Here is a 15,992-nt window from a genome sequence, read left to right as displayed (position 1 = left end):
GGGCCGCAAGGTTTACCGCAAAGAAAAGCTGTCGCTCAAGGATGAGGTTGTGCAGGACTGCATGCCCCGTGCCTTTAGCCGCCATGCCGAGCTGCGCCTCATTATCGATCCCAAGGCCCGCTGGGTGCTGGTTGATTCGGCCAGTGCTTCCCGTGCCGAAGAAGCACTAAACCTATTAAGAGAGTGCGTTGGCAGTTTTCCCGTGCTCTTGCCGCAGACGGCGCATGCACCTGCCGCCGCCATGACCAGCTGGCTGGCCAACTCCAGTCTGCCCGAGGACTTTCAGGCTCGGGAAGAGTGTGAACTTCGTGATATGGGTGAGCAGGCTGCGGTGATACGCTGTAAAGGACTCGAGCTGTACAGCGATGAAGTTCGCCAGCATCTGCAAGGCACCACTCAGGTCGTGCGTCTCGCCCTTGGCTGGAACGAGCAGATGCAGTTTGTACTGGGTGATGACCTTTGCCTGCGACGGATCAAGTTTTCCGATGTCTTGGTTAAGGAGAACGATGAATTGATGGATGAAGATCGATTGGCCCGATTTGACGCGGACTTTGCGTTGATGGCGCCAGCGTTGACGGCGATACAGGATCGTTTGATCACAGTCTTCGGTGGCGAAGACAACGGCTAAGCGATGACTTCGCGGGTCGATACATCGGATTACGCCCGCCTATTTCTTGCAGATATCCCGCTGCTTGATACCCGCGCACCCGTAGAGTTTTTAGCGGGCGCTTTTCCCTCGGCGCAAAGCCTGCCCCTCATGAGTGATGAGGAGCGCGCTGCGGTGGGGACTTGCTATAAGAATCAGGGTCAGGAAGCTGCGATTACCCTGGGGCATGAGTTGGTGTCCGGGGAACTGCGTGAGCAACGACTGGCGAGCTGGCAACAATTCGCCGAGGACAATCCCAACGGTTATCTCTACTGTTTTCGCGGGGGCTTGCGCTCGCAGCTTGTACAACAATGGCTTGCGGAGTCCGGTGTGGACTATCCGCGCATCACCGGTGGCTACAAAGCCATGCGGCGTTTTCTCATTGATACTCTCGATACCCTGGCGAACGAAGCGGACATCATTCTGGTGGGCGGTGCCACGGGCACCGGTAAAACCCGATTGATTAATGCGCTGCCGCGCTCTATCGATCTCGAGGGTCTTGCCCGTCATCGTGGCTCCGCTTTTGGACGACTCCTCGAGGAGCAGCCCACGCAGATTAACTTTGAAAACGCCGTAGCTATTGCACTGCTAAAACTATCCCAGAGTAAGGGGCCGGTGATACTCGAAGATGAGGGGCAGCTTATTGGCCGCCTTGCCCTTCCGGCTTCTCTTCGGGCACGCATGAGCGAAGCGCCTCTGGTGGTTCTTGAGTACTCTATCGAGGAGCGCGTTCAGGTGGTGCTCGAGGATTACATCCTGGATTTAGGAGAACGCTACCGACGGGCACATGGCGATGCGGGGCCGGGTGTTCACCGCGAGAGACTCCTTGGCGACCTTGAGCGGACCCGCAAACGCCTGGGTGGCGAGCGCCATCAGCACATAGCCACGCTTATGGAGTCCGCCTTCGATCTTCAGCAGCAAACAGGGAGTGCTGAGGGACATCGCGATTGGATACGGCCGATGCTCGCTGATTACTACGATCCTATGTACAACTATCAGTTGTCCAAACGCGAAGGCCGCAGGCTTTGCAGCGGCGACCGGGAATCTCTAAAGGCGTTTCTTACAGAGCGATGCGATGCTGCCTAGAGAGCCTGCAAAACAAGATCTGGTTCTGGTCGGTGGTGGCCATAGTCATGTATTGGTGCTTAAGCAGCTAGCGATGTCGCGCCCTTCGGGCTTGCGCGTGACACTCATCTCTCCCGCGGCCTTCACGCCATACTCCGGCATGCTTCCGGGGCTGCTGGCGGGTCACTATAGCTTCGAAGAGACACACATTGATCTTGTAAGGCTCTGCCATTGGGCGGGTGTGCGTTTTCTTGCAGATACGGTCGAAGCGCTGGACCCCGATAGCCGGCAACTCCAGTGTCAGGCGCGGGGCCAGCTTGGCTATGACATCCTTTCCATTGATATCGGCTCCCAGCCTGAGCTGGATTCGGTGCCCGGAGCGCGTGAGTTTGCGGTACCGGTCAAACCTGTGGCAGAACTTTGGAATCGCTGGGAGGCGCTATCTCAGTCCGACGATCTGGCCGAGCGCCGCATTGCAGTTGTGGGAGGAGGTGCTGGCAGTGTAGAGATTGCGCTCGCTATTGCGCACCGGCTCCGGGCGAAGAAGCCGGCGATTACCCTGTATTGCGGCGGACAAGAGGTATTGACGGGTTACAGCCGTGGCGCGCGACGAGCGGTAGAGGCGCAGTGTGCAGCGCTGGGTGTAGCCCTGCACTGTGGCCACCGAGTGAGGGAGGTGACAGACTCCCAACTGCTGTTTGAGTCTGCAGACGCTGCAGGCTATGACAGCTTGATCTGGTGCACCGGGGCCGCTGCAGCTCCGTGGATTAAAGCCAGTGGACTCCCAGTTGATGAGCGTGGCTTTATGCAGGTAGAGGACACTCTGCAAAGTACGAGCTATGAGAACGTTTTTGGGGCCGGTGATGTAGCAACTCAATATAGGCATCCGCGACCAAAAGCCGGAGTGTATGCAGTACGTCAGGGGCCGGTACTCGCCGACAATCTTCAGGCTTTTTCAGTGGGCCAGAGTTTGCGCGAGCACACACCCCAAAGAGAATTTTTGTCCATGCTGGCGCTGGGATCCAAACGCGCCGTTGCGCAGCGCAATGGAGTCGCACTGAGCGGGGCCTGGGTGTGGCGCTGGAAAAATCGTATTGATAGAGAGTTCATGGAGCGCTTTAGGGACTTACCACCTCTGGCAATGAGCGGCTCGGGATCCGAGAAAGATGTTAACGGGCAGTCCCAGCAAGCCCCCTGTGGTGGCTGCGGCGCCAAGGTCTCCGGGGACGTGTTGCACGGTGTGCTTGAGGATCTGCGCGGTTTATATCCAAGGCTTGTGCTCCCGACGGACCGTCTTGATGATGCTTCGCCCGTAAACACAACGCAGCCCATTCTCCAGTCTGTGGATGCGCTTCGGGGGCTGGTGGATGACCCCTGGCGTATGGGTCGTATTGCCGCTCAGCATGCGCTGTCTGATATTTACGCCAGCGGAGCACAGCCCCATTCTGCCCAGGCGCTGGTAACGCTGCCTTTTGCGGCACCATCGCTGTTGCGTCGGGATCTGCAAAGCGTCGTGCAAGGAGCTCTGTCGGTGTTTGAAGAGTCCGCCTGCAAGTTGCAGGGAGGCCACAGCATGCAGGGTCCTGAGCTGCAATTGGGTTTTGCGGTAAATGGCGTGTTGGCGCCGGGAAGTAGCGTTTTGGCCAAGCGCGGTGCTCAGGCGGGGAACAAGCTGATACTCACCAAAGCACTGGGTAGCGGTGCGGTGTTTGCAGCGTATATGCAGGGTCGCATGGATGGCCGATACGTTGAGGCCGCGTTAACAGGCATGGAACAGAGCAATGCCGTGGCTGCGGCGGTCGCGCGAGACTTTCAGGCGACTGCGGCGACGGATGTCACGGGATTTGGTTTAGCGGGGCATCTACTCGAGATGCTCGGGGATGTTCTTGCTGCGGATATCGAGATCGACAAACTTCTCGTCATGCCCGGCGCATTGGATGCCATGGAAGCGGGTATCTTCAGCACCTTGCATGAGCCGAACCGAGCGGCGATTGCAGACCGTTGTATGAACCCACCAGGTGCACCGCTACAAGCCGAGCTTTTGTTTGACCCGCAAACCAGTGGTGGCCTGTTGATAGCGCTGCCTGCGGATAGGGCGGATGCGGCCTGCGAGGCACTGCGTGCTCAGCAGGTCGACGCTGCGGTGATTGGCAGTCTTCAAACACTTGATACGGCGCGCGATGCGCCAGTGATACGCCTCAGCTAACCAGAAACTCCCGGATGCGATCCTTGTAGCTCCGACTTACTTTTAACTGTGTCCCCCCCTCCAGATTGAGCAGGTATTCGCCGTTGGTCAGCGTTTGCGCTCCGGTCACGCAGCGGTTGTTAACAATGGTGGAGCGGTGGACTCGTAAAAAAACTACGGGATTGAGCATGCCCTCAAGCTGCTTCATGGTGATACGCATAATGTGCGTTTTGCCCGTGGCATGAATACACATGTAGTCACCGGCCGCGTCTACCCATTCGATATCCGCTACCCGTATAAACTGGATGTCGTTGCCATCCTTAACCGTGATTTTCTCGGGCCAGCTGTCGCCGTTGGTCGTTGTACCCTCGACCATTGCCTCTACGCCAGCCGCGCTTTCGCCCGTCATACTCATAAGCAACTTAACGAGTTTTTCTTTGCCCGAGGTGCTGGCTTCCTGGTCGCGATGCTGCAGAGCTCTTTGCACCGCTTCGTGTAGACGATCGTCCTCTATGGGTTTGAGTACGTAGTCGATGGCATGCACTTTAAAAGCATCCACCGCATATTCGTTATAGGCGGTAACAAAAATCACCATGGGCATGTCATCGCCCTGGAGTTTTTCTACCACCTCAAAGCCATCCATGCCGGGCATTTGGATATCCAAAAACAGTAAATCCGGGTTGTGCTGAGCGACGGCCTGAAGAGCCTCATGTCCATTGCCGCACTCTGCGATCACATCTACCTCGGGTAATTGCTGCAATCGAACAGAGAGCCCCCGGCGGGCCAGATGTTCGTCGTCGACAATGATTGCGGATAGGGTGGTCATGCTGCCTCCTTCGGTGGCATGTAAGCGGTGCACTTATTCAGCATAGCTGACAGGTATGCATATGGTGATAGTAAGTCCGTGAGGCTCTGTTGAGCTTAGTCGAAAGCTCTGTTTCTCCCGGTAAATCTGGGTCAGTCGCTCGCGAGTGTTAGCCAGGCCAACACCGCCACCTTTGGGGAGTCGTCCCTGGCGAAGATCTAATCCCGGTCCGTCGTCTGCAACGATCAGTTGCAGGCAGCCATCTTCGATGCTGGCAGAGACGGCGATGGAGCCGCCGTTGATTGACCGCGACACTGCGTACTTAATCGAATTCTCTACCAGAGGTTGCAGCAGTAGCGACGGCATTAAGGCGGCCTGGGCATCCTCGCTGATGGCAAAGTGCAGGGTTAGTCTCTCACCAAAACGCACTTCTTCGATATCTAGATAGAGCTTCAGGGATTCTACTTCTTCGGCAACGGTGATCTGCTGCATAGGGTCGTTGTCCAGAGAATAGCGCAGGAACCGCGACAGCTTCATGACCATGCTGTTGGCCAGCTCCGTGTCCTTGTCCAGAATAAGCGTAGAGATAGCATTCAAGGTGTTAAACAAAAAATGCGGATTGAGCTGGTAGCGAAGCATTTTTAGCTGTGCTTCGTGGGCCATGGATATGGCTTTGAGGTAGCGCTGTTTTTCTTCCTGACTGAGCAGGTAGTACTTGATACCAAAGTACAGCGCACTCCAAACCAGCATCACCCAGACGCCCGAAATAGAATTGTTGAAATACACGGCGAGAGTATCGTGGCCTTCTTTGCTAAGTTTGGCGAACTCCTCGGGGAACAAGTTGGAAAACAGCACGGAACGACACAGTACCCAAATCACCCCGGCACAATATGAGGCGCCGAGAATGGCGAAGGCCCTAACGCCTAAAGTACGCTCCCAGGTAACGCGATAAATCCAGCGTAAAGCCAGCGTAATGCACATGCCAATGGAGGCGATGATTGGCAAGTAAAGAAGGTAAAAGTTGTCCGGCAGCTCTCCCCACACCAGAATGCCCAGATAAAAGGTAGCCGCCCAGCTGCTCCAACCCCCGAGTTGCAGGAGCCAGAACAGCCGCTTTTTATCTTCTATGACGCGGTCTATGGGCATGGTGGCCATTATAAGGAGCCTTACGCCCCTTGCGGTGTGTCTTTTTGGTGGCTTGTCGCATAATCGCGACGGTTTAACGCAGGATTTCGCAGTTTACGGAGCTTTTATGTCACTCAAACTCGGCCGCTACCGGCACTACAAAGGCGCAGATTATGAGCTTATCGGGGTGGCAAGGCACTCCGAAACGGAAGAGTACATGGCTTTGTATCGGCCGCTATATGGCGATCACGGCCTATGGGTTCGACCTCTGGACATGTTTAAGGAGGATGTGATCGTAGAAGGAGAATCGCGGCCGCGCTTTGCATGGGTAGGTCCTATGGACGCCAGTGATAAGGTTCTCGATTGAGCTTTCGCTCTTCTAGCTGCTCACAAATGCCTCAATAGCCTCACGATCCATGCGGTAGCCCACCCATTCGCTAAGAGGCTTGGCGCCGCAGGCCTCATAGAACTCGATTGCGGGAGTGTTCCAGTGCAGCACGTTCCACTCGTAGCGTCCGCAATCGTTGTCCAATGCGATCTGTGCCAAACGTTTCAGCAGAGATTTACCGGCGCCCAGTCCCCGAGCCTCGGGAGTGACATAAAGATCCTCAAGATAGAGGCCGTGCTTGCCTAGCCAGGTTGAGTAGTTAAAGAAGTAAATCGCAAATCCGATGGCCGAGGATGGCGAGCCATCGTCGCTCAGCTGTTCACAGATCAAAGCAAACGCTTTCGGTGAATCACAAAACAGGGTGCTTTGGATATGAGTCTCGTCTGCCAGCACAGCCTCTGGCTCTCGCTCATAAATCGCCAGTTCGGTGATGAACTGGAGTATGACGCCCGCATCATTTGGCGTGGCTTCTCGAATATTGAGTGTTGGCACGTGAGCTCCCTATTACTCTCTGTCCCAGTAGCGGGTCATCTCCAGGTATAAAAACGAAGCGGTCCAGGTTATGAGTACAAATCCTGTGAGGGACTCGAGACCTACGAGGTAGCGCAGATTACCCGTTGGGGTGATGTCACCCAGACCAAGGGTTGTAAAGGCCGTGAACGAAAAATAAACGCTGCTAAATAGCGTTCCATCGTAATTGCCTTCCAGTATCCCCCAGTCGGTTGCCTCGTCCATGTAGTAGTAGGCCGTGGCGAAAATCCAGACTTCAAGTGCATGCGCCGTGAGAGCCGCAAACACGCCCATGAGAATCCGAAACCGATGACGAATACGCAGTCGTGGCATTAGCATGGTGAACTGGTAGAGAAATTCGTAGTGAATAACCACGGCGAGCGCAATGACTGCGCCGTTAATGAGAAAGACCTTGAGCATTGAACACCGTTTGCCTGGACCTGCGTTCATTCTACGCTGTGGCTGAAGGCAGTGAAATGTGAGATTTTCAGAGGCAAGGAAGTGGCTGGTGCCTTTGCCGCTGTGACGCGGCTATTATCAATGTCTTGAAAATGGATGGCTGAGGAGAGCTTTATGGAGTTTGAGACCGATCAGGCGTTTTTGCGCAAGAGTGATCGTGGCACGGTCGTCGAGCCGTCCTACGGAGGCGCAACCAGCTTTATGCGAAGGCGCTACACTCGAGATCTCGAGGGCATCGACGTGGCTGTAGTGGGTATCCCCTATGACCTGGCGACCACTAACCGCTCCGGAGCCCGCCTAGGACCTCGTGCCATTCGCAATATTTCGAGCAATTTGTCGTGGGAAACCGCGGTTAACGGTTGGGGTTTCGACCCCTTTGATCATCTGTCGGTTGTGGACTACGGCGACTTCGGTTTTGATCCGGGGCTGCCAGCCGAGGTCCCGGCGGTACTGGAGGCGCAGGCTCGCGAGATTCTTACGACGGATACCGCAATACTTGCATTGGGAGGCGATCACTTCGTTACCTACCCCATGCTCAAAGCCTGTGCCGAAAAGCATGGCCCTTTGTCGCTGATTCACTTTGACGCGCATTCCGACACCTGGGAAGACGACGCGGGGCGCATCGATCACGGCACAATGTTTTGGCATGCGGCACAGGATGGCACTGTTGATCCCGCACGATCCATTCAGCTGGGCATGCGCACCCACAATTCCAATACCCACGGGTACAACGTTTATGACGCGGATTGGGTTCATGATCACACTGCGGATCAAGCGATAGCGAAGATTCGAGAAACCGTGGGCAACAAGCCCTGCTATCTCACTTTTGATATCGACTGTCTGGATCCTTCCTATGCGCCGGGTACTGGCACACCGGTGGTGGGAGGCCTTTCGACCCAACAAGCCTTGCGTATTCTTAGGGGCCTTGAGGGACTGAACCTCGTTGGAATGGATCTGGTTGAGGTCGCACCTGCGTACGATGTCTCAGAAATTACGGCACTTGCGGGTGCTACCTTGGCGCTGAACATGCTGTGTATCTACTCGGCGCGAAGCGCCTGAAATATTGGCCCCTGATTTAGCCTTACATGGTCTAAGCTTGGAGTAATAAATACCGGAGTTTGCATAGACAGAGAGGTAACTTGCAATGCTTGAGATGATTCAAACAGATATCGAAGATGCCGTGGCCTGGCGTATCGTCGGCAAAGTCACAGAAGAAGATATGAACCTGGCACTGGACGCCGTGCGTAACAAGATTCAGATACACAGTGAGGTTTCGGTGTATCAGGAGATTGAGAGCTTCGACGGCGTGGAATTCGACGCCATCATGGGCAAGATGAAGTTCTTGTCCGAATTTGGCATCTCGCAGTTCAAGCGCATTGCCGTGGTGACTGATAAGCAATGGGCACAGCGTCTTATTGCCTGGGAGGACAAGGTGTTTAGGAGTATTGATATGCGTGTATTCGGCACCGATGAACGGGATCGCGCATTTAACTTTTTGGCGTATGGCGATGACCCGGGTTCATCGCCTCAGGTCGCTTAATGGCACGCGTTGGTGACAGGCCGGTTACTCTCACGCGAAAGCCCGAACCTTCCGCAGACTCCAGCGACTGGGTGATATGGGCCGCCTGGGCCGATCGCGTGAGCTTTGATGAGATTCGCGAGCGTACGGGTCTCGACGAACAAGCGGTTATCAGGATAATGCGCAGAGAGCTCAAGCCGTCGAGCTTTCGGCGCTGGCGCAAGCGCGCGAGCGGTCAGGTGACCAAGCACCGGAAGCGGTTTGTGCAAAGCCGCGAGATGTCGCGATAGCGACTGTCAAAGTCACCAACCCACGGCTTGGCCGTCCTTGCGGTGGTCTGAGCCTGCGCGGTACACCCCGTTGACCGGGTGGTCTTCCTCGATGCTCTTACGGTTGTAGACCGGCAGCGGTAGCTCTGGATCCCGGGTAAACAAAATTCCCTGATAACCGCCCACAGCGCCGCCGTTTACGGGAAGTACATTATGGCCTTTGGCGCGAAGGGCCGGGCCTACGAGATTCGCAAGCGCTTCCTCCATAGCAAGAACGTTTGACCGTTGACGGTGCGTAAAGCGTGCGGCATCCGTGGTCATCTGCACATTCATGCCGTGGTCCACCATGTTGACGATGTGTTGAGCGTGAGTTTCTGGTTGTACTGCGCCGCCCATATTGCCGAAGGCCATGAGAGGCTCACCGTCGCGCATAACAAATCCGGCAATGATGGAATGAAAGGGCCGCTTTCGCGGCGCCACAACGTTGGGGTGGCCCGCTTCGAGGCTGAAGGGGTTGCCGCGATTGTGCAAAATCATGCCGTAAGGCGGTACGGTTACACCGGATCCGTAAACGTCATACACGCTGTGTACAAGACTTACCATATTGCCCCAGCGATCGGCGGCGTTCAGGTAAACGGTGCCGCCTTTCAGACCGCCTTCTACGGATGGCAGGGACGCCACATTCATATCTATGCGGTCGCAGAGTCCTGCGGCGTAGTCTTTATCCAGCAGCTTGTTAATGGGGACGTCGACAAAAAGCGGATCGCCGTTGTAGGCATAGAGATCTGAGTAGGCGAGCTTCTTCGCTTCAACCATAAAGTGCCAATAGTCGGGATTACTGGGGCCCAGCGCGGCAAGATCAACGCCATGTACGGGCGCGCAGACTTCAAGAATATTGAGCATATGCAGTGCCGCAAAGCCTTGGCCGGGAGGCGGGAGCTGAAAAACATCGTAGCCGTGATAGTTGGTGGTGACCGGTTCGATCCACTCTGATTGGTACTCGGCAAGATCCGCGTGGGTCATGACGCCGCCATTGGCCTGCACCTTATTGACGATGGCGTCCGCAATGGCACCTTTATAAAAGGCGTCCCGGCCATCGCGCTGAATCAAGCGTAGAGCAGACGCCAGGTCGGGATTGCTGATGATGCTGTAGAGCGGCGGAACCTCTCCGTCCTTCAGGAAGGTTGCAGCCGAGTCCTCGTCCTCACGAACCCTGTCCTGAACCCGAACCAGATCGGCGTGGCGCCGCTCCGCCTGCCCCCAGCCCTCTTCCGCCAGCGTTGCCGCGCGCTCGAAGGTCTCCTCAAAGCCGAGGGTGCCAAAGCGGTCGAGCATGGCTGCGTAGCCAGAGATTGCACCGGGCACCGTGGATGCATTAACACCGAAGTCGGGCATCTCCGTTAGTCCCAAGGTCTCGGTAAAGTACTCAAGCGTCCAGGCTTCTGGCGACCAGCCTGCCGAATTGAGGCCGTAGAGTTTTTTGTCGGCGGCGCTCCAGATCAGGGCAAACAGGTCACCGCCAATACCCGTGTCGTTCTGTGATGTGACGTCCAGAACCGCGGCCGCCGCCACGATTGCATCGACAGCGTTACCGCCAGCGCGCAAAATTTCTAGCCCGGCCTCCGAGGCCAAGGGGTCGCTGCTTGCCACGACGCCATGGCGCGCAAGCAATTCTGAGCGCCCCTGAGCAAGCCAACCCTGTGCTCTCGATCCCGGCATTGCCGTAATGCTTGCAGAGGGTTTGTCATTGCCGCTTTGGGGGATACCGAAGGGATGCGTCGACTGCGCCTGCGCGGAAGTCGCAAAGGCGATGCTCAAGGACAGAGTTAGTAGCGAAAGTTTGATCATGGAATCCGGTTCCTTTGACAGCCAGCGACACTTCCATACCAGCGATACTTTCATCGCTGCTTTGAAAGCTTAATCACCGAGCAGGTGATGCTTGCGCTAGAGTCTGCCCCCACCGATGATAGAGCGCAACTTTTAAGAACAGCAGGCACCTCCCCTGGATATGTTTCGTCACAACCAGCAGCTCCGCGACTATCTTCAAAGGCACTTGAACACATTTGTGCACCGGGAGATGGCGCTGGAGCGTCGCCGCTCAGCTGCGGTAACACTCACCGTTTGTCGCGACGAGACCCGCTCCGCGATCATTGTGACCCGTCGGAGTGCTTCCCTGCGCGCCCATTCCAGGCAGTGGGCGCTGCCGGGAGGCCGTCGGGATCAGGGTGAGACCGCCGTTGAGGGCGCGCTTCGCGAATTGGACGAAGAAGTGGGGTTATCTGCCAGCCCTGATGATGTGCTCGGTGTACTTGATGACTACGCGACACGATCCGGTTATGTCATTACGCCAGTTGTGGTGTGGACAGATAAAGATTGGCGGGAGCTTACGCCCAACCCCGACGAGGTGGAGTTGCTTAAGCCCTTCTCGTTCAAAGAGCTGGCCCGGGATGATTCACCGAACCTGCAGAAAATCGAAGAGAGTGATGGCGAGGTCTTGTCTATGAACTTTCATGATGACTGCATATACGCACCCACAGGCGCGATGCTGTATCAGTTTCGGGAGGTGGCTATGTTTGGCCGCCAAACGCGGGTCGCTCACTTCGATCAGCCGCTGTTTGCCTGGCGATAGCAATCTCAGGACAAGGCGCTTACTCAAAAGCTTCCAGTTGGCTTTCGCGTTGCTCCGCGAGATCCCGAGCATCTTCGGTGGAGGACAAAGAGCGTGTCGCCAAGCTGTTTCAGGCTTTATAAAGTGTCAATGCACCAATGATGATAAAGCCCATACCTGCCACGTAGTGCAAAACCTTCTCGTTGATATAGGCAGACAAAAGACTCCCCGCGAGCACCCCCATAGCGGAGGCTAATATTAGGGCTGCCGACGCAGCGAAGAACACTGTCCACTTGCTGACCTCTTTGTCTGCGGCAAACAGCATGGTGGCGAGCTGAGTTTTGTCTCCAAGTTCAGCGACAAACACCGAAGCGAGCACCGTTAGAAAGATTTTCCAGTCCATGATGATTGTCCAGGCAGCATTCGAGCAGGCAGCTGATTGTCAGCTGCGTTGATTCGTTACACTAAGTATTATCTATTTAGAGCCAAAATAAGGAAGGAAAATGTCCGGCAGAATGATCAATAAAGTGGTTCTTGTTACGGGCGGCGGCGCGGGGATAGGCAGAGCGGCGTGCCTCGCCTTTGCACGAGAAGGCGCCAGGCTTGTCGTGTCGGATGTAGATCCCGCGGGCGGTAGCGAAACAGTCGATGCCATCAGGAGTGTAGGCGGCGAGGCACATTTTGTACAGGCGGACGTATCCAAAGCCGCGGACGTCAAAGCCATGGTTGATGAGTGCATTGCGGCCTATGGGCAACTCGATTGTGCGTTTAACAACGCGGGCATCGAGGGCGATGTTGCCGTCCCAATCACTGAAGCCTCTGAAGAGACCTGGGATCGCGTCATGGATGTCAATCTGAAGAGCGTGTTTCTTTGCATGAAGTACCAGCTTCTGCATATGCAGGAGCGTGGCAGTGGCAGTATTGTTAACACCGCCTCTATCGCTGGTCTGATAGGAGGTACTTTTGGCGCAGCTTACTTTGCCAGTAAGCACGGCGTAGTGGGCTTAACAAAAGCAGCTGCTATTGAATACGGTCGCGCGGGTATTCGCGTAAACGCGGTTTGCCCCGGCATCATCGAAACCGACATGGCGGAGCGCTCCATGGGCGACAACGAAAAGCTCCAAGATATCGTTCGCGCTCAATATCCCCTGCGTCGCTTCGGTCGTGCGGAGGAGGTTGCTGAATCGGTGTTGTGGTTGTGCTCGGATGCCGCGTCGTTTGTAACGGGCCAATGTCTGGCCGTTGATGGCGGTTTTGTAGCGACGTGATCGCATGAATCAGAACGAAAGGAAATGGTGCCCGGAGACAGAATCGAACTGCCGACACGGGGATTTTCAATCCCCTGCTCTACCGACTGAGCTATCCGGGCACAAACCTTTGCGTCAATCTGAGACCGCTGGACGCGTCCTCTACGCAAGGGCCGCGTATTAAACCTATCGGTCCGCTTACAGTCAAGGGCGGGCGTTCAAATCTATAGTCCCTTCTTTACTCACGCGAATCGCTCCTCCAATCCCGGAGCGCGACAACTTGGCGTTCAGTTTGTAGGGTAAGCCGCCTTCGATAGGGTTCGACATAAGATCCCGCACCAGCGCCAGCGAGCCAAACATACCCTCAGCGACCTCGAGCTCCGCAACGCTCTCGCTGTAGGCGCCCACACTGATTGCATCATTACTCACCCCTGATAGCACCTTTGAGCCACGGATAGACACGTCATAGGCGATGCCGTCGATATCCAGAGCTATGGAACTTGGGTTGACGATGCGCAGCTTCACAAGGAATCTTGCCTCCAGGCCCTAGCTTGGCAGGGGCTCCAGACCCAGTAATTCAACCTCGGGTTCGTCGAAGTCCAGCGCCCCCATGCTGGCACAGCCCGCGAGAGATATCAGTAGTGCAGCAGTAAACCAACGCAGTGCATGCAAAGACCCGCGAACCGGTGCCAGTAAAAGATTCACCAGGCCGGGTTTACCATCGCAGCGCGGATGACGTGGATGCTTCGGCGTAGTCATAAAAAATCTCATTTAAAAGGAACCCAGAAGACCGTAAGTCCGTACACACAATGTCTTTTATCGCATCATCTTTTGCAATAGTGTGGCGCGGAGCTAAATCATCGCGTAAAGCATGGTTGAATCAACAGTAAACGGAGTTCCTATGAGTCTTAAGAATAAAACCATCTTCATCACGGGCGCGAGTCGGGGTATTGGCCTTGCTATCGCCAAGCGCGCCGCTGCCGATGGCGCAAACGTCGCCATTGCTGCCAAGACAACTGAGCCCCACCCCAAGCTGCCAGGCACTATTTACACCGCCGCTGAAGAGATTGAAGAGGCCGGCGGCAAAGCACTAGCGCTGGTTTGCGATATTCGATTTGAGGACCAGGTTCAGGCAGCTGTCGACAAAACCGTAGAGACTTTCGGCGGCATCGATATCTGCATCAATAATGCGAGTGCGATTAGCCCCACACCTACCTTGGGCACCGAAATGAAGCGCTATGACCTTATGAACGAGGTCAACACGCGAGGTACCTTTTTAACCTCCAAGATTTGTATCCCTCACCTGCAGAAGTCTGATGGCGGCCACATCCTCAACTTAGCGCCGCCGCTGGATATGGACGCTAAGTGGTTTGCGCCTCACGTGGCTTACACCATCGCCAAGATGGGTATGAGCCTGTGTACTTTGGGTATGAGCAAAGAACTCGCAGGTGATGCTATCGCAGTGAATTCTTTGTGGCCGTTGACAGCTATTGATACTGCGGCGGTGCGCAATGTTCTTGGCGGAGATTCGGTGAGCAAAGGTAGCCGTACGGTTGCGATCATGGCGGACGCCGCTTATGAAATTCTTACGCGGCCATCGACCGAATGCACAGGCAACTTCTTTATTGATGAAGTGCTGCTCCGCGACGCGGGTGTCACGGACTTTGATCAGTATGCGGTTGCGCCGGGCGAGGAGCTATTTCGAGACTTTTTTGTACCCGACGACGTAGTCGATAGCCTGCCGACTAAAACGCTGACGATGTACTAGATGCGGCGATTTATGACTCCGGGGGCACGTAGCCCTCGGCTTTGTCGTAATCTTCACCAGCGAAAAACTTGTCCATCTCCTGCTGCAGATACTTGCGGGCTTCGGGGTCGATAAGACTTAGCTGCTTTTCGTTAATCAGCATGGTCTGATGGGCCTGCCATTCTTCCCAGGCCTGTTTGCAAACGTTCTCAAAGATGTCTTGCCCTTTGGGGCCTGGGTACGGAGGCGCATCCAGCCCCGGCATTTCTTTTTGATGTTTGCGACAAAACACCTGTCTGCTCATGGCTTGTCTTCCCTTTCTGAATCATTAATGGCCCGCACTGCCTCGTCCCAGAGGCGCTTCACCGGTGCGGCCAGGCCTACTGCGGGTGAGCCTTGAGCGGGCCAGCATCGCAGTTCCTGACCTTCGCGGATTAGCGTCGGCGTTTTCGACAGTGTAAGGAGTAAGGGGCTTATCTCAAGATGATAGTGGCTGAAACTGTGCCGGAGCGATGGCAACGACCTTGTACCGAGTACTTCAACGGCCAGAGACTCCTCGCAAAACTGGATTGCAGCAGCAGCATCACTAACCTCAGGAAAACACCAGAGGCCTCCCCAAATACCCGCTGATTGCCGACGCTCCAGTAACAGCTCTCCGTCCGGAGTATGGGCCATGACAAAACTTGTTTGCCGTGTGGGTATCAACTTTTTGGGTTTTTTGCCCGGGAAATCGCTCTGGCGTTCTAGCTCTAAAGCGAGACAGCCGCCTGCCTGAGGACAACGATGGCACTCAGGTTTTGATCGCGTGCAAAGTGTCGCCCCTAAATCCATGATGCCCTGGGTGTAGTCGGCGACTCGCGACTCAGGTGTGTGCTGCTCTGCCAACTCCCAGAGCTTTGAGATCACGGCTGCCTTGCCTGGCCAGCCTTCTACCGCATGAAATCTGGCGAGGACCCGTTTTACATTGCCATCGAGAATCGCCGCCCTGCCGCCGAGCGCCGTGGATAGAATTGCGCCGGCGGTGGAGCGCCCTACTCCCGGTAAACTTTGTAGTGCGTCGATATCAGCGGGAAAACTGCCGGCAAACTCGTCCACTACGATATTTGCGGCCTTATGCAGGTTGCGGGCCCGAGCGTAGTATCCCAGTCCACTCCAGTGATGGAGTACCTGATCGATGTCGGTAGCGGCGAGAGCCTGAATACTGGGAAAATTCGCCGTGAAGCGCTCGTAGTAAGGAATGACCGTAGCAACCTGAGTCTGCTGCAGCATAATTTCCGAGAGCCACACGTGATAGGGCGTGGCGTCGCGCTGCCAGGGCAGGTCGTGGCGGCCATGATCGTCGTACCAGGCTAAGAGGCGTTTTGCGAAGTCATCCATAAACGGTCGCGAGACTATCCTTGCAGCGGCAGAATTGCCAAT

Annotated in this window: 20 protein-coding genes and 1 tRNA gene; 10 read left to right on the top strand and 11 right to left on the bottom strand. The window is 55.6% G+C overall.

Annotated elements, in window-relative coordinates; all coding sequences use genetic code 11:
- The 3 genes from ACTG39_RS04480 to selD form a co-directional block, all read left to right on the top strand.
- On the top strand, window positions 1-628 hold a 628-nt coding region (locus ACTG39_RS04480), incomplete at its 5' end, for a recombination-associated protein RdgC (protein ID WP_439106330.1).
- A gap of 3 nt (window positions 629-631) precedes the next feature.
- The gene (mnmH, locus tag ACTG39_RS04475; protein ID WP_439106329.1) at window positions 632-1,732 is read left to right on the top strand and encodes a tRNA 2-selenouridine(34) synthase MnmH; all 1,101 of its coding nucleotides are present in this window, start codon (window positions 632-634) and stop codon (window positions 1,730-1,732) included.
- Entirely contained in the window at window positions 1,722-3,917 is a 2,196-nt protein-coding gene (gene selD, locus ACTG39_RS04470; protein ID WP_439106328.1) for a selenide, water dikinase SelD, read from the top strand. The genes mnmH and selD overlap by 11 nt, the downstream gene beginning before the upstream one ends.
- Here the strand turns inward: selD and ACTG39_RS04465 are convergent.
- Window positions 3,910-4,722, bottom strand: coding sequence for a LytR/AlgR family response regulator transcription factor (locus ACTG39_RS04465; protein WP_439106327.1), 813 nt, complete (start codon window positions 4,720-4,722; stop codon window positions 3,910-3,912). The genes selD and ACTG39_RS04465 overlap by 8 nt on opposite strands.
- A gap of 33 nt (window positions 4,723-4,755) precedes the next feature.
- Window positions 4,756-5,856, bottom strand: coding sequence for a sensor histidine kinase (locus ACTG39_RS04460; protein ID WP_439106326.1), 1,101 nt, complete (start codon window positions 5,854-5,856; stop codon window positions 4,756-4,758).
- Window positions 5,857-5,953: 97 nt separating this feature from the next.
- Between ACTG39_RS04460 and ACTG39_RS04455 the strand changes: the two genes are divergently transcribed.
- Window positions 5,954-6,193 (top strand): DUF1653 domain-containing protein, encoded by a 240-nt coding sequence (locus ACTG39_RS04455; protein ID WP_439106325.1) that lies wholly within the window; start codon window positions 5,954-5,956, stop codon window positions 6,191-6,193.
- A 12-nt stretch (window positions 6,194-6,205) separates the two neighbouring features.
- Here the strand turns inward: ACTG39_RS04455 and ACTG39_RS04450 are convergent, their stop codons facing one another.
- Together ACTG39_RS04450 and ACTG39_RS04445 are read right to left on the bottom strand one after the other, a co-directional pair.
- Window positions 6,206-6,706, bottom strand: a complete 501-nt coding sequence (locus ACTG39_RS04450) for a GNAT family N-acetyltransferase (RefSeq protein ID WP_439106324.1) — start codon at window positions 6,704-6,706, stop codon at window positions 6,206-6,208.
- Window positions 6,707-6,718: 12 nt separating this feature from the next.
- Complete coding sequence (locus ACTG39_RS04445) at window positions 6,719-7,144, bottom strand: ion channel (RefSeq protein ID WP_439106323.1); 426 nt, start codon at window positions 7,142-7,144, stop codon at window positions 6,719-6,721.
- A 153-nt stretch (window positions 7,145-7,297) separates the two neighbouring features.
- Between ACTG39_RS04445 and speB the strand changes: the two genes are divergently transcribed.
- The 3 genes from speB to ACTG39_RS04430 all read left to right on the top strand — a co-directional run bounded on the left by speB (window position 7,298) and on the right by ACTG39_RS04430 (window position 8,992).
- Window positions 7,298-8,242, top strand: coding sequence for an agmatinase (gene speB, locus ACTG39_RS04440; RefSeq protein ID WP_439106322.1), 945 nt, complete (start codon window positions 7,298-7,300; stop codon window positions 8,240-8,242).
- Window positions 8,243-8,327: 85 nt separating this feature from the next.
- Complete coding sequence (locus tag ACTG39_RS04435; RefSeq protein ID WP_439106321.1) at window positions 8,328-8,723, top strand: STAS/SEC14 domain-containing protein; 396 nt, start codon at window positions 8,328-8,330, stop codon at window positions 8,721-8,723.
- Entirely contained in the window at window positions 8,723-8,992 is a 270-nt protein-coding gene (locus tag ACTG39_RS04430; RefSeq protein WP_439106320.1) for a TIGR03643 family protein, read from the top strand. The genes ACTG39_RS04435 and ACTG39_RS04430 overlap by 1 nt, the downstream gene beginning before the upstream one ends.
- A 12-nt stretch (window positions 8,993-9,004) precedes the next feature.
- Here ACTG39_RS04430 and ACTG39_RS04425 read toward each other — a convergent pair whose 3' ends face one another.
- On the bottom strand, window positions 9,005-10,819 hold the full coding sequence (locus ACTG39_RS04425; protein WP_439106318.1) for a gamma-glutamyltransferase family protein: 1,815 nt from the start codon (window positions 10,817-10,819) through the stop codon (window positions 9,005-9,007).
- Between the two features lie 160 nt (window positions 10,820-10,979).
- Between ACTG39_RS04425 and ACTG39_RS04420 the strand changes: the two genes are divergently transcribed.
- A complete protein-coding gene (locus tag ACTG39_RS04420) occupies window positions 10,980-11,600 on the top strand; it encodes an NUDIX hydrolase (RefSeq protein WP_439106317.1) in 621 nt (206 codons plus the stop codon).
- A 109-nt stretch (window positions 11,601-11,709) separates the two neighbouring features.
- Here ACTG39_RS04420 and ACTG39_RS04415 read toward each other — a convergent pair whose 3' ends face one another.
- Window positions 11,710-11,982: a TMEM165/GDT1 family protein gene (locus tag ACTG39_RS04415; RefSeq protein ID WP_439106316.1), complete on the bottom strand. Its 273-nt coding sequence runs from the start codon at window positions 11,980-11,982 to the stop codon at window positions 11,710-11,712.
- 100 nt (window positions 11,983-12,082) lie between these two features.
- Here ACTG39_RS04415 and ACTG39_RS04410 point away from each other — a divergent pair, with 100 nt between their 5' ends.
- Entirely contained in the window at window positions 12,083-12,847 is a 765-nt protein-coding gene (locus tag ACTG39_RS04410) for an SDR family oxidoreductase (RefSeq protein ID WP_439106315.1), read from the top strand.
- 25 nt (window positions 12,848-12,872) lie between these two features.
- Here ACTG39_RS04410 and ACTG39_RS04405 read toward each other — a convergent pair.
- The 3 genes from ACTG39_RS04405 to ACTG39_RS04395 all read right to left on the bottom strand — a co-directional run bounded on the left by ACTG39_RS04405 (window position 12,873) and on the right by ACTG39_RS04395 (window position 13,585).
- Window positions 12,873-12,948: transfer RNA gene (locus tag ACTG39_RS04405), tRNA-Phe, on the bottom strand.
- 82 nt (window positions 12,949-13,030) lie between these two features.
- Window positions 13,031-13,351, bottom strand: coding sequence for an LEA type 2 family protein (locus tag ACTG39_RS04400; RefSeq protein WP_439106314.1), 321 nt, complete (start codon window positions 13,349-13,351; stop codon window positions 13,031-13,033).
- Between the two features lie 21 nt (window positions 13,352-13,372).
- On the bottom strand, window positions 13,373-13,585 hold the full coding sequence (locus ACTG39_RS04395; RefSeq protein WP_439106313.1) for a hypothetical protein: 213 nt from the start codon (window positions 13,583-13,585) through the stop codon (window positions 13,373-13,375).
- 142 nt (window positions 13,586-13,727) lie between these two features.
- Between ACTG39_RS04395 and ACTG39_RS04390 the strand changes: the two genes are divergently transcribed.
- The gene (locus ACTG39_RS04390) at window positions 13,728-14,594 is read left to right on the top strand and encodes an SDR family oxidoreductase (RefSeq protein WP_439106312.1); all 867 of its coding nucleotides are present in this window, start codon (window positions 13,728-13,730) and stop codon (window positions 14,592-14,594) included.
- A 10-nt stretch (window positions 14,595-14,604) separates the two neighbouring features.
- Here ACTG39_RS04390 and ACTG39_RS04385 read toward each other — a convergent pair whose 3' ends face one another.
- Window positions 14,605-14,877, bottom strand: coding sequence for an oxidative damage protection protein (locus ACTG39_RS04385; protein WP_405273691.1), 273 nt, complete (start codon window positions 14,875-14,877; stop codon window positions 14,605-14,607).
- Complete coding sequence (gene mutY / locus ACTG39_RS04380) at window positions 14,874-15,950, bottom strand: A/G-specific adenine glycosylase (RefSeq protein WP_439106311.1); 1,077 nt, start codon at window positions 15,948-15,950, stop codon at window positions 14,874-14,876. The genes ACTG39_RS04385 and mutY overlap by 4 nt, the downstream gene beginning before the upstream one ends.
- Window positions 15,951-15,992: the final 42 nt, after the last annotated feature.

The sequence above is a fragment of the Congregibacter sp. genome (genome assembly GCF_965662665.1).
In the GTDB taxonomy this organism is placed as follows: Bacteria; Pseudomonadota; Gammaproteobacteria; order Pseudomonadales; family Halieaceae; genus Congregibacter.
This window is presented reverse-complemented; position numbering and strand designations above follow the sequence as displayed.

Excerpts from the sequence above, each read along its gene's own strand:
- ACTG39_RS04435 (WP_439106321.1), top strand. The coding sequence starts at position 8,328 with ATGCTTGAGATGATTCAAACAGATATCGAAGATGCCGTGGCCTGGCGT.
- ACTG39_RS04455 (WP_439106325.1), top strand. The coding sequence starts at position 5,954 with ATGTCACTCAAACTCGGCCGCTACCGGCACTACAAAGGCGCAGATTAT.
- ACTG39_RS04425 (WP_439106318.1), bottom strand. The coding sequence starts at position 10,819 with ATGATCAAACTTTCGCTACTAACTCTGTCCTTGAGCATCGCCTTTGCG.
- mutY (WP_439106311.1), bottom strand. The coding sequence starts at position 15,950 with ATGGATGACTTCGCAAAACGCCTCTTAGCCTGGTACGACGATCATGGC.
- ACTG39_RS04385 (WP_405273691.1), bottom strand. The coding sequence starts at position 14,877 with ATGAGCAGACAGGTGTTTTGTCGCAAACATCAAAAAGAAATGCCGGGG.
- ACTG39_RS04395 (WP_439106313.1), bottom strand. The coding sequence starts at position 13,585 with ATGACTACGCCGAAGCATCCACGTCATCCGCGCTGCGATGGTAAACCC.
- selD (WP_439106328.1), top strand. The coding sequence starts at position 1,722 with ATGCTGCCTAGAGAGCCTGCAAAACAAGATCTGGTTCTGGTCGGTGGT.
- ACTG39_RS04415 (WP_439106316.1), bottom strand. The coding sequence starts at position 11,982 with ATGGACTGGAAAATCTTTCTAACGGTGCTCGCTTCGGTGTTTGTCGCT.
- ACTG39_RS04420 (WP_439106317.1), top strand. The coding sequence starts at position 10,980 with ATGTTTCGTCACAACCAGCAGCTCCGCGACTATCTTCAAAGGCACTTG.
- mnmH (WP_439106329.1), top strand. The coding sequence starts at position 632 with ATGACTTCGCGGGTCGATACATCGGATTACGCCCGCCTATTTCTTGCA.
- ACTG39_RS04410 (WP_439106315.1), top strand. The coding sequence starts at position 12,083 with ATGTCCGGCAGAATGATCAATAAAGTGGTTCTTGTTACGGGCGGCGGC.
- ACTG39_RS04430 (WP_439106320.1), top strand. The coding sequence starts at position 8,723 with ATGGCACGCGTTGGTGACAGGCCGGTTACTCTCACGCGAAAGCCCGAA.
- speB (WP_439106322.1), top strand. The coding sequence starts at position 7,298 with ATGGAGTTTGAGACCGATCAGGCGTTTTTGCGCAAGAGTGATCGTGGC.
- ACTG39_RS04390 (WP_439106312.1), top strand. The coding sequence starts at position 13,728 with ATGAGTCTTAAGAATAAAACCATCTTCATCACGGGCGCGAGTCGGGGT.
- ACTG39_RS04445 (WP_439106323.1), bottom strand. The coding sequence starts at position 7,144 with ATGCTCAAGGTCTTTCTCATTAACGGCGCAGTCATTGCGCTCGCCGTG.
- ACTG39_RS04460 (WP_439106326.1), bottom strand. The coding sequence starts at position 5,856 with ATGGCCACCATGCCCATAGACCGCGTCATAGAAGATAAAAAGCGGCTG.
- ACTG39_RS04465 (WP_439106327.1), bottom strand. The coding sequence starts at position 4,722 with ATGACCACCCTATCCGCAATCATTGTCGACGACGAACATCTGGCCCGC.